Raw genomic sequence first — 11,569 nt, 5'->3', positions numbered from 1 at the left:
GCCGACGGTTAGAGGGATATCTTCGTATGCTGCATGGGATGGAATATCTGATAGCGTGCCTTTCCAGACTAGCGGAGCGGCAGCTGGGACGCCAATGCGGTGAACCCTGGCTATGACAACGTTGCTGCGAATATACAGATCGAGGACTACACTCAAATCACCTGAGAGCCGTGCTTTATGTCGTTCCCGTTACACCCGGATTCCGTTCATCGTTTGTACGCACCTCGAAACAACTGGAGTGATCAGATCATGACAAGCCCAATGCCACTTGTTGCCCTGGTCGATGATGACGAATCGGTCTGCAGGGCATTGATGCGCCTCCTTCGGCTTGGCGGCTATCGTGTCGAAGCGCACGGGTCGGCCCAGTCGTTTCTTGAGCGCTGCCGCCATGGCCCTGACCTGGACTGCCTGGTGCTCGATGTTCACCTGCCCGACGTGAGCGGCTTACACCTGCAACACGACCTGGCCATAGCGAACGGCGCCCCCCTCCCCATTGTCTTCATCAGCGGGTACTGTGATGTACCCGCCACGGTGACCGCCATGCGGGCCGGAGCAGTAGATTTCCTGCTCAAGCCCATTGGAGACATCGAACTGCTGGATGCGATCGGTCGCGCCGTCATCCGCTCGACGCAACTACGCACACAGGCCCTCAGGCAGCAGGTCATCCGGGAGCGCATCAGGAAACTTACCACGCGCGAGCGGGAAGTACTGCAAGGCGTCGTGAGCGGTCAACTGAACAAACAGATCGGTTATGCACTGGGAATCGCGGAAAAGACCGTCAAGGTTCATCGTGCGCACGTCATGGCAAAACTTGCGGCTCACTCATTGGTCGACCTGATTCACCTTATGCAGGAGGCCAGGATGAGCGAGTCTGCAGGATTCGACGCATCGCCCGATCGTACGGGAATCAATCTGCCAAATCCTGAACCAATGACAGATGCACCCTGCCTGGATCGTTTCGACGCCTATCGGAAACAGGGTGGCTTGCGCAGAGAACGGGTGTGATGTCTCTGCTTCCGCAATTATTCGAATAAGCATGGCTGGGAGCGGACTCCTTTGGATCGCATTCTCAATTGAAGTCGTTAGTGTCCGCCATTCACCGCACGAGCGGGACGTGCTGCAAGGCGTCGTGAGCGGTCGACTGAACAGGCAAGACCCAGGAATTGCGAAAGAGACCGTCAAGGTTCACCGCACGCGCATCACGACGAATCTGACGGTTCATTCAGTGGCCAGCGTGATGCACCTCATGTTCGCGCAACAGCCTTTATGAAACATCTTCTTATCAGACACGCTCGATGAAACTGAAGCTCAGGCGCTCCCGCCAATGCACGGACCGGATGCATGGGGTTCGGTGCGAATGCCCATTGCAGAGGGCTCTGCGCCAGTCGCAACCGCACCCCAGGATTAGCACTCCCTGTAATTTTCTCGTTGTTCCTCTATAAATCATAAGGTGGCCTGTCAGGCCCTTTCGAACCGGCGCATCCGATGTGTGGACGTATCGATCGGCCGACTGATTTCACCGCCATGGCCCCGAGGGCAGGTTAAGATGAACAGGATCGCACCAACCGGTCGCGTGATTATCCATAGCGGACAGGATCCCGCTGTACTCCGCGTCAGCGTCGCCCCCCTCCAGACAGGTCTGCTGGTTCCTCCCATCCATGCGCATCGGCGAATCCGGCACGGCGGTCGGTGGGGTGGACCGCATCGCCGCGGTTCGTGCGCTCCCGCAGATTTGCTGTTTCTGGTCCAATCATTGCATTGTGTCTCTGGTGCCCGTTACTGTACGGGAAATAATTTACCCGCCATTGCCTGTTGTCCTCCTGGGCTATTCCCGCGCCCAGCCCCGGCATCGGGCTCGCCATGGAGGTGCATTGTGTTGAAGCAGACTCTTGTTCGCACGTTGTTCCGCGCATCCCTGATTGCGACGGCATTGCTCCCCGGCTATGCGTGCCTGCAGCCGACGGCCAACGCCGCGACCGCGGCTCCGCCGCCTGCGAAGGAGAAGCCGGCTTCGTCGGCCAACGATTCCGCACCGGTTGACTTCCCTACGCTGGTGGAGCGGTACGGCCCCGCCGTCGTGAATATCAGCGCGGCTGCCACTGACAAGCAACCGTCGACATCAGCCCCTGCGGCCATTGACGCAGACGATCCCCTTGTCGCGTTCATCAACCGCGCGGCACCGCAATCCGATAGATCTCAAGACAGCTCACCGCGCGCCATTATAGGTACGGGTTCCGGTTTTATCGTGAGCCCTGACGGCCTCATTCTGACCACCGCTCATGTGGTGGATCAGGCTGACGAAGTGATGGTCAGACTCACCGATCGACGCGAGTTCAAGGCAAAGGTCGTGGCGGTCGACGCCCAGAGCGACGTCGCAGTGGTTCAGATCCATGCCACGAAGCTTCCGACCGTCAAACTTGGCGATTCGTCGCGGGTGCGCGTCGGTGAACCGGTCCTGACGATCGGGTCGCCCGACAGCTTCGAGAATACCGTTACCGCCGGCATTGTCAGTGCCACGTCTCGCACGCTCCAGGACGGGAGCAGCTTTCCCTTTTTTCAAACCGATATCGCCGCTAACCCGGACAATTCGGGCGGCCCACTGTTCAACCTTGCCGGCGAGGTGGTCGGTATCGATGTGCAGATTTACGCGGACTCAGACAGGTACCCCAGCCTGGCCTTTGCCATCCCGATCAACATGGCGGCCAAGGTGCGATCGCAGGTGCAAGCCACGCAGGCGACCTCTCCGGGCGGCCTTGGCGTGGAAGTACAGGACGTCGGCCCCGGCCTCGCGGTCGCCTTTGGCCTGCCGCGACCGGCAGGTGCGCTGGTCAATTCCGTCGCGCCAGGCACACCAGCTGCCGCGAGCGGCCTCAAGCCAGGCGACATCATCATACAGATCGGCGACAAGCCGATTGATCGCGCGGTCGAACTCGGCCAGGATGCGGCTGACCTGCCGCCCGGCACGAACGCCACACTCAGGCTGATCCGCAATCGAAAACCAATGACGACAACGGTCATGGTCGGTGAGTCATCGGAGCACTCCGGCGTGCGACAAAACGAAGGCGGCACAGCGGATCGTCTGGGTTTGATCATGCATTCGCTGAGTGAGGACGAGAAGCGTACGACCGGCCTTGCCGTAGGCCTGATGGTCGACGAGGTTGACGGGCCGGCGGCAAGCGCGGGCATCCAGCCCGGTGACGTCGTCCTGTCTCTGAATGACACACTGGTCGAAAAGCAGGGGGACGTGACTACGCTGGAAGCAAAGGCAGGGAAGCAGGTAGCCGTGCTGATCCAGCGCAAAAACGCGCGCAGTTTTGTTTCGGTCCGGGTTAAATGAACCATAGCCGCAGGCAGGCTCGGTGGAGTGATCCTGATCGCCGCATCTTCGATGCCGGCGTGACCATTGACGCAGGCAAGCCCAGTTGCTCCAGACGATGCAGTCTGGCGCCATACGAATACGAGGTTGAAGTTGATGTCGTGCTTGCGAGCCACGACAGAGACGGATGCTCCAAGCTCTCGAGTTTTTTGCGACGTGCTGTTTGAACTCCAGCGCCGCGAGTTGCTTACTGTTTGACGGCGATCGCTTCGTTCGCATAATGTCGCGCAACGCGCTGTCAGAGGGCAACATTGCCATGATGCAGGCGAAAATCAGGTTCTCCCGCTCGTCAGACACGGCGGCCGGGGTCGGCCCGTCTTTCGGTCAGGAGCACTCACAGGAACACCCCATGGCTTCGTATCAGGAGCTCTTGTCGCAACGCGAAGCATTGATCCGGCAGATCGATGCGGCTCGCCAAGCCGAACTAGGGAAACGCTGATCAATGAGCCTGTCGTCCGCATAACGGACGAGGCAGGTTGCAATTTTCAGATTGACGAAGAAATTTGACGACACACGAGGTGAGTTTCGTTCGTATTCGGTCCTCACTTCCCGCGTTTTTCACATACATGACGGATTGCTCCCTTGAGTCGACCGCAGCTGATTTTTCGCGATCACCAGGTTCGCCAGCGCGAACAGACTGAACAGCTGCGCCGTGTTCTTGGCTAGACCCTTGTAGCGGACCTTGCGATGACGAAACAGGTTCTTCACGACATGAAACGGATGCTCGACCCGCGCGCGGATCTGCGCCTTGGTTCGCTCGACCGCGATCACATAGCTGCCAAAAGTGCCATTTGCGGGTACGGACATTGCACGACAACCCCTTGAACCGCTTCAGGCCCTATTGGACCAAAGTCCAATTGCTGGCGCGCCGCGCAAAGGCTAGCCTGATGAGAATGGCGCGCCGGGAAAGTGGCAGTGCCGTGCTATGGCGACAAGGAAGAGTGATGAATACACTGAAGCAGCAGAGTCTGTGTCATCTGCAGGCACTGGGTCTGGGTCTCCTTGTCCTGTTTTGCCTGAACTCGTGTCATGGCGGCGGTGGCATTGCGATTACCCCTCCCGCAGGACTGCACTATGAGCGCAATGAGGTCGTCTACCAGTTGGGGACCCCGATCGAACCCAACGCCCCTTACAGCAGCGGCAGCCCGATCACTTCCTACGCGATCACGCCTGCCCTGCCGGCCGGTCTCGAGATTAATACGGCAACGGGTGTGATCAGTGGCACGCCTCAGGCGCTGTCGGAGCCGACCCTTTATGCCGTCACCGGCAGTAGTACGGCGGGCGTCGTCACGGCGGGACTGGTGATTTCCGTTACGGCGCAAGCGGTCCCCCCGGAGAACCCTGGAGTGCCGCCTGAGAACCTGGGCTATGTGGCCCAGCATGTCGTCTACACCGTCGGTCTGCCGATCCCGCCAAACGAACCAACCGTCCAGGGCGGCGATGTCACTGACTATGCCGTCCAGCCCGCGCTGCCTGCAGGGCTCGCCATCGACCTCGTCACGGGGATCATTCGTGGCACGCCAACCTTGGTCAGCGCGCAGGCCAGCTACACGGTGACCGCCAGCAACGGCGCCGGCGTTGCGAGTACCGTACTGCAGATCAGCGTCGCCGCCCCGCCGCCTGTCGCGCCGCTCTCGCTGAGCTATCGGCAATCCGTGGCTTTGTATGCTGCAGGCGAGCCGATCCTGCCCAACCTGCCGCAGAGCACGGGCGGAGCCATCAGCACCTTTGACGTCAGCTCCGCGCTGCCCATGGGGCTGAGCATCAACGCCGCCGATGGCACCATCGCGGGCACCCCGCAAAGCACCCAGCCGACGGCCAGCTACACAGTGACCGGCAGCAACGGGGCAGGCTCCGTCGCCGCGACCGTGACCATTACGGTGGTGCCTCCAGGCACCTTCGATCTAACTGGCTCCATGATCAGCGCTCGCGCGCACGCCACCGCGACCCAGTTGCAGGACGGCAGGGTCCTTGTCGCGGGGGGAGACAACGCCAGCGGCAATTTTCTGAGCGATGCGGAGATCTACGATCCAGCCACCGGCACGTGGACTGCAACCGGTTCCATGAGCAGCACCCGCTCCGGCCACACCGCGACCCTGCTGCCGGACGGCAGGGTCCTCGTTGCGGGTGGCAACAACAACGTTGTTCTGAACATGGCGGAACTCTACGACCCCGCTACCGGCACATGGACCGCAACCGCTCCCATGACCGAAGCTCGCAGTTCAGCCACCGCGACCCTGTTGCCGAATGGCAGGGTCCTCGTCGCCGGGGGCAGCAGCAACGTTGTACTGAACACGGCGGAACTCTACGACCCTGCCACCGGCGCGTGGACCGCAACCGGCTCCATGAACAGCACCCGCTCCATCCACACCGCGACCCTGCTTCCGGACGGGAAGGTTCTTGTCGCGGGTGGATCGAGCGGCAGTGCGCTGAATACGGCAGAACTCTACGATCCCGCCATAGGCACGTGGACCCCAACTGGTTCCATGACCGAAGCTCGCTACTACGCCACCGCGACCCTGCTGCCCAATGGGCAGGTCCTCGTCGCGGCGGGAGACAGCAACGGCAGTGCGCTGAACACGGCGGAACTCTACGACCCTGCCACCGGCACGTGGACCGCAACCGGCTCCCTGAGCAGCGCTCGCTATGCACACGTTGCAACGCTGCTGCTGGATGGCAAGGTCCTTGTCGCGGGGGGACGCAGCAGCGCTCCTCTCAACACGGCGGAACTCTACGACCCCGTCATCGGCACGTGGACCGCAACCGGCTCCATGAGTACCACTCACTCCGGCCTTACCGCGACCCTGCTGCCGGATGGACAGGTACTCGTCGCTGGTGGAAACGGCACCAGCGGTACGCTGAACACTGCGGAACTGTATGTTCCATAAGTCGGGTAGCAGCGGCGTATTACTGCGCCGCCCCCTTGAACGTAGCGTGCGACTTTCGCCGCACTACGCTCGAGCCGTTCTAAGCCTATTTGGCATGAGCCGGCTTCACCACCGAGAGTCCGAAAGGGCAAGGTCGACCTCGTGCGCGCAAGGCGGGCCGCCAATGTCCGGAATGTGTAGGTGCCGGCAGAATCGCTGATGCTGTAGCGGAGTTTGGGCGCGGCACCGGACTGACGTCCGATGGCAACAAGCAGTTCGCGGTCGGGGCTGGTTTCGATGACGTAATCAAGCGCGTTGTACTGGAAAATCATTGGCGGTGTATCGCGGCCAAACAACTCGCCGCAAAACGCGGGGCGTGCCATTCGAGTCGCCCCCGCCGCTCGCGGAAATGAGCCGGCCTGTCTATCATATGCATCCTTGATTAAATAGAGAGTCAGCCCGGTGAAGCGACAATGGGATGAGGCCGAGCTCGACGCGCACTGGACTCTGACCGCAGAGGAGCAGGCACTGCTGCCCGGGCGAACTGGCCATGGCCGGTTCGGGTTTGCCATACTGCTCAAATATTTTCAGTACTAGGGCCGGTTTCCCGACTCGCGCCGTGAGGTGCCAGCCGAGATTGTGCGTCACCTGGCCCAACAACTGGCGATTCCCATCAAGGCGCTTGATAGTTTCGACTGGCAAGGACGAACCGCAAAGCGTCAGCGCACCGAAATCCTGTCGTGGCTCGGTATCCGGCGGATGATGGCGGCGGACTGGGACGCCCTGGCGTTGTGGCTGCGTGCCGAGTTGCTACCGGGCAGCTGTTCTGCGGGCTTCATATAGCAACCACTATCGCCGCATGTTGCCTCACCTGCTTGATGCGCTGGAATTTCGCAGCAACAACGAAGCGCATCGCCCGGTAATCGACGCACTGAACCTTCTGCGCCAACACCGCGACAGCCGCCAGCAGTATTTCGCCATCGATGAAGTGCCGATCAAGGGCGTCATCCGCGACAAATGGGGGGAGATCGTGATCGACGAAGACAAGGGCGGCAAGGAGCGCATCAACCGGATCAACTACGAAATCTGCGTACTGCAGTCGCTGCGTGAGCGGCTGCAGTGCAAGGAAATCTGGGTGTTCGGCGCCGAACGCTACCGCAATCCTGACGATGATCTGCCGACGGACTTCGGTGAGCGGCGCGAGGCTTACTACGAAGCGCTTGGGCACCCTGCGGATGTCGAACTGTTCATGGCCAGTATCCGGCAAACGTTGATCGATACATTGACCACGCTGAATCAGGGACTGCCCAAAAATTCGCGCGTCACCCTGCGCCCAACCGGCAAGAACCGTATCTGTCTCACGCCGCTCGACGCACAACCCGATCCACCGAACCTGCAGCGTGTGAAAACGGAGATATTCAAACGCTGGTCATCGAGCGGCCTGCTCGATCTGTTCAAGGAAGCAGATCTGCGCATCGGATTCAGCGATGCATTTCATAGCGCAGGTACGCGCGAAGTCGTAGATCGCGCGACGTTGCAGCGCCGACTGCTGCTCTGCCTTTATGGTCTGGGCACCAACACCGGACTGAAGCGCGTGCTGACGGATGAACACGCAACCACCTACAAGGAACTCCCCTACGTTCGCGAACGTTTTGTCCGCAAGGACGCGCTGCGCGATGCCATTGCTCGAGTCGTGAATGCCACTTTCGCCGTGCGGCAAACCGCCATCTGGGGAAATGGCAGCACCACCTGTGCGCCCGACTCCAAGAAATTCGGAGCATGCGACCAGAACCTCATGACCGAGTGGCACATCCGCTACGGTGGTCGTGGCGTCATGATCTACTGGCACGTCGAACACAAATCAGTCTGCATCTACTCGCAGCTCAAGCGCTGTTCGTCGTCCGAGGTCGCGGCCATGATCGAAGGCGTGCTGCGGCATGACAGCGACATGGAGATACAGAATCACTATACCGACAGCCATGGCCAGAGCGAGGTTGGTTTCGCGTTTTGCCATCTGCTCGGCTTCGAGCTGCTTCCGCGCCTCAAGGCGATCGCCTCGCAAAAACTGTATCTCCCGACTGCGGGCAGTGGCACTGACTACGCGAATCTTGAACCGGTACTGACGCGTCCCATCAACTGGGCACTGATCCGGCAGCAATACGACGAGATGATCAAATACACGACGGCACTGCATCTCGGCACCGCCAAAGCAGAAGCCATCCTGCGGCGCTTCCAGCGCAGCAACCGGCAGCATCCGACTTATCAGGCACTTGCTGAGCTCGGCAAGGCGATCAAGACGATTTTCCTGTGTCGCTATCTCGACTCGGAGGCTCTTCGTCGCGAAATTCATGAAGGGCTCAACGCCGTCGAAAACTGGAACAGTGCAAACAGCTTCATCTTCTTCGGCAAGGGCGGCGAAGTCGCCACGAACCAGCTCGAAGATCAGGAATTGTCGGTGCTGGCCCTTCACCTCCTGCAGATCTGTCTGGTCTACGTCAACACGCTGCTGATCCAGCAAGTGCTGTCGGAGCCGCGTTGGTGGCGAATGATGCAGGCCGCCGACTTCCGCGCACTGTCGCCGTTGATCTATGCCCAAATCAATCCATATGGCCGGTTCGATCTGGACATTGGCAAGCGGCTATCCATCGAAGCGTTAGCGGCACTGGTCTTCGCCAAAGGCCACATCGAGCACCCAGTGGAGGTTATTCCCAATGCGCCAGTGGGCGCGCACCGCATGGGCGATGTGTGCCGCGTCGGGCGGCAGGCTGGAGGCGTAGTAGCCGCGTTCGGTGGTGACGGTGTCGCCGATTTCGCGCGTGGACTCGACCATCACGATCGAGCGCAGGCCCGGCCACAGATCAGGCTCCTGCTGCCAGCGCGTGAGAATGTCGCTCACAACACACCGGCGCGTCTCTATGCGGCCGGGATCCTTTTCGACCTCGCGATGCTCGCTTGTATAGTCCGCGTAGGCCTGCGGCACACGTTCCATGGCGTCGAATGCCTTTTGCACCCGCTCCAGCATGGTGCCCTGATTGCCCTTGCATGCCAGCACATAGCCCGCCCCTGCCTTCACGATGCGTTCGGCGACGTCACGCTGACAACCCATCGCATTGATGGTGACGATCGCTCCCTTGAGCAGCAACGCGTCGAGCAGTTCCGGGATCGCCGTGATCTCGTTGGATTTTTCCGCTGTACGCACCTGACCCAGTGCCATGCCCAGCTCGCTGCCGTATGCCGCGACCAGATGAATGGCGCGCTCGCCACGTTGACGTGAGCCGCGCACGGTCTTGCCGTCGATCGCTACAACCTATCCGGCCAGTGCCGGGCACAGACCGCTCATCCAGCGGATGAAACACGCTTCGAACTGCTTCGGATTGAGCGCTGCGAACACCCGTCCGAACGTGTCGTGGGAGGGGATGCCCTGTGCTAGCGGCATATGCTGGCGCAGCCAGTCCAGCTTCTCTTCACCCCACAACTGGATCGACACCCAGCCGTCCGCGCCACACAGGACCGCGCACAAGGCAACCATCAGCATTTCCGTCGATCGTAGGCCGGCGTCCGGCTACGTGGATCACGAAGATCACCAAACGCTTCTTCAATGCTCAGGATGCCTTCTTCTTCCATCTCTTCCGCCGCGTAAAAGACGAAAGTAAACCCTCGAACCGCTCCAGTTTACAAGCACTTTTGTAAGTCCGTGATTGCTAACGCGGCTTCATGCAATCACCCTGCTGAAACGGTCATCAAAAACTTAAACTAGGATGGGTCTCATTATAAATATGAGTTAATAGGACTCATCCCGTATTTATGGGGCATCGAAATATCCAGAATGCAGGTAAGCCACAGTGAATCGCAATCCCGTAGTCATCACAGGGAGCAAATCACTGCCATCTCTTTTATCTGCATTCTGGACCCTATCATGAACAAGAGCTATCGCGTTGTATGGAATGCCTCCACCGGGACGTGGAGCGCTGCATCGGAACTGACCAAGGGGCGTCGCAAGAGCAATCCCCGTTCGCGTCGCGCACTCGTTGCTGCGATGGTACTCGCGGCCTCATTCGGCGGTGGGGGTTTTGCGCAGAATGCGCGAGCCAGTACCCAGTACGGGAATGGCGCGCAGGTAGCATGCTCCAACGATGTCGCACTCGGTGACAACGCGAAGGCCTCCTCACAGCCGGTGTCAGCGTGTGGTGGTTTAGGAGCCACCGCGGTCGGATCTAGCGCGCAGGCGACGAATACGAACACGACGGCGATTGGCGCTACTGCGCTGGCGTCGGGAAACGGCGCAGTTGCGGTCGGCATGGCCTCGCAATCGACAGGTATATACGGAACAGCGGTCGGCACAAGTTCGGTGGCTTCGGGGTCTGTCTACTCAACCGCGCTTGGCGCGTATGCGCAGGCAGTGGCTCAGCAATCAACCGCGATCGGCGCGAATGCGGCAGCGTCGGCTGCAAACTCAGTTGCACTGGGCACGTATGCGGCAGCGTCGGCTGCAAACTCAGTTGCACTGGGCACGTGGTCGACTACGACGGCCAACCTGGCTGCTGCGGGCTACAACCCGGGTAGCGCGACGCTGTCGGGCACCGCGTCGGGGGCAAACGGTGAGGTCTCGGTGGGCTCGGCCGATGCGGAGCGCCGCATCACGAACGTGGCAGCCGGTTCGGCGGCGACGGACGCGGTGAACGTGAGCCAGTTGCAGTCGGAAGACGCGAAGGTCAACCAGATCGGCACGAACACCGCATCGTCGCTGGGCGGGGGCTCGACCTACGATCCGACGAATGGCACGGTTTCCGCGCCGAGCTACAGCATTGGCGGCAGCACGTTCAACAACGTGGGCGGCGCCCTGACCAACATCGACGGCCGCACCACGCAGAACACGTCGGATATCAGCACGATCAACAACTCGCTGACGACCATCAACGGCACGCTGGCTGACGCGGTGCAGTACGACTCGCCGGCCCACACCAGCGTGACGCTGGGCAATGCGGGCACGCCGGTGGCGGTGACCAACGTGGCAGCGGGTGCGGTGAATGCAGCCAGCGTGGATGCCATTAACGGCGGCGTGCTGTATGGCGTGAGCAGCTCGGTGGCGAGCGCCCTGGGCGGCGGCTCGACCGTGAACGCGGATGGTACGGTTTCCGCGCCGAGCTACAGCATTGGCGGCAGCACGTTCAACAACGTGGGCGGTGCCCTGACCAACATCGACGGCCGGGTGACGCAGAACACGACGGACATCACGAACGTGCAGAACCAGCTGTCCAGCGGCTCGATCGGTCTGGTGCAGCAGTCGGCTGCGGGCCAGAACCTGACCGTCGGCGCAAGCACGGAC

At 60.7% G+C, this 11,569-nt stretch carries 6 protein-coding genes and 4 pseudogenes; 8 read left to right on the top strand and 2 right to left on the bottom strand.

Annotation, left to right across the window (positions count from 1 at the left end):
* The first annotated feature begins 249 nt into the window (after positions 1 to 249).
* The 4 genes from KHO33_RS41075 to KHO33_RS41060 all read left to right on the top strand — a co-directional run bounded on the left by KHO33_RS41075 (position 250) and on the right by KHO33_RS41060 (position 3,815).
* Entirely contained in the window at positions 250 to 1,005 is a 756-nt protein-coding gene (locus tag KHO33_RS41075; RefSeq protein ID WP_200568444.1) for a response regulator transcription factor, read from the top strand.
* Complete coding sequence (locus tag KHO33_RS43085) at positions 938 to 1,270, top strand: LuxR C-terminal-related transcriptional regulator (RefSeq protein ID WP_407946224.1); 333 nt, start codon at positions 938 to 940, stop codon at positions 1,268 to 1,270. The genes KHO33_RS41075 and KHO33_RS43085 overlap by 68 nt, the downstream gene beginning before the upstream one ends.
* A gap of 603 nt (positions 1,271 to 1,873) precedes the next feature.
* Positions 1,874 to 3,337 carry a trypsin-like peptidase domain-containing protein gene (locus KHO33_RS41065; protein ID WP_200568446.1) on the top strand — a complete coding sequence of 488 codons (1,464 nt, stop codon included), beginning with the start codon at positions 1,874 to 1,876 and terminating at the stop codon, positions 3,335 to 3,337.
* A gap of 166 nt (positions 3,338 to 3,503) precedes the next feature.
* Positions 3,504 to 3,815, top strand: a complete 312-nt coding sequence (locus tag KHO33_RS41060; protein ID WP_200568447.1) for a hypothetical protein — start codon at positions 3,504 to 3,506, stop codon at positions 3,813 to 3,815.
* Positions 3,816 to 3,934: 119 nt separating this feature from the next.
* On the opposite strand, the pseudogene KHO33_RS41055 reads toward KHO33_RS41060, so the two are convergent.
* Positions 3,935 to 4,150 (bottom strand): annotated as a pseudogene (locus KHO33_RS41055) (transposase); the annotation flags it as partial.
* Positions 4,151 to 4,320: 170 nt separating this feature from the next.
* On the opposite strand from KHO33_RS41055, the gene KHO33_RS41050 reads away from it, so the two are divergent.
* From KHO33_RS41050 to KHO33_RS41045, 3 genes and pseudogenes are all read left to right on the top strand, one after another.
* Positions 4,321 to 6,264, top strand: a complete 1,944-nt coding sequence (locus KHO33_RS41050) for a kelch repeat-containing protein (protein WP_200568448.1) — start codon at positions 4,321 to 4,323, stop codon at positions 6,262 to 6,264.
* A gap of 441 nt (positions 6,265 to 6,705) precedes the next feature.
* Positions 6,706 to 7,086: pseudogene (locus KHO33_RS43080) on the top strand (DUF4158 domain-containing protein).
* A pseudogene (locus KHO33_RS41045) lies at positions 7,067 to 8,893 on the top strand (Tn3 family transposase); the annotation flags it as partial. The pseudogenes KHO33_RS43080 and KHO33_RS41045, both read left to right, overlap by 20 nt.
* A 3-nt stretch (positions 8,894 to 8,896) precedes the next feature.
* On the opposite strand, the pseudogene KHO33_RS41040 reads toward KHO33_RS41045, so the two are convergent.
* Positions 8,897 to 9,772 (bottom strand): annotated as a pseudogene (locus KHO33_RS41040) (ISAs1 family transposase).
* Positions 9,773 to 10,159: 387 nt separating this feature from the next.
* Here KHO33_RS41040 and KHO33_RS41035 point away from each other — a divergent pair.
* On the top strand, positions 10,160 to 11,569 hold a 1,410-nt coding region (locus KHO33_RS41035), incomplete at its 3' end, for an ESPR domain-containing protein (protein ID WP_267916074.1).

The sequence above is a fragment of the Paraburkholderia nemoris genome, from assembly GCF_905221015.1.
Classification (GTDB): Bacteria; Pseudomonadota; Gammaproteobacteria; order Burkholderiales; family Burkholderiaceae; genus Paraburkholderia; species Paraburkholderia nemoris.
The sequence above is the reverse complement of the archived record's forward strand: the minus strand, read 5'-3'. Positions and strand labels throughout refer to the sequence as shown.

Excerpts from the sequence above, each read along its gene's own strand:
- KHO33_RS41075 (WP_200568444.1), top strand. The coding sequence starts at position 250 with ATGACAAGCCCAATGCCACTTGTTGCCCTGGTCGATGATGACGAATCG.
- KHO33_RS43085 (WP_407946224.1), top strand. The coding sequence starts at position 938 with ATGCACCCTGCCTGGATCGTTTCGACGCCTATCGGAAACAGGGTGGCT.
- KHO33_RS41060 (WP_200568447.1), top strand. The coding sequence starts at position 3,504 with ATGCTCCAAGCTCTCGAGTTTTTTGCGACGTGCTGTTTGAACTCCAGC.
- KHO33_RS41050 (WP_200568448.1), top strand. The coding sequence starts at position 4,321 with ATGAATACACTGAAGCAGCAGAGTCTGTGTCATCTGCAGGCACTGGGT.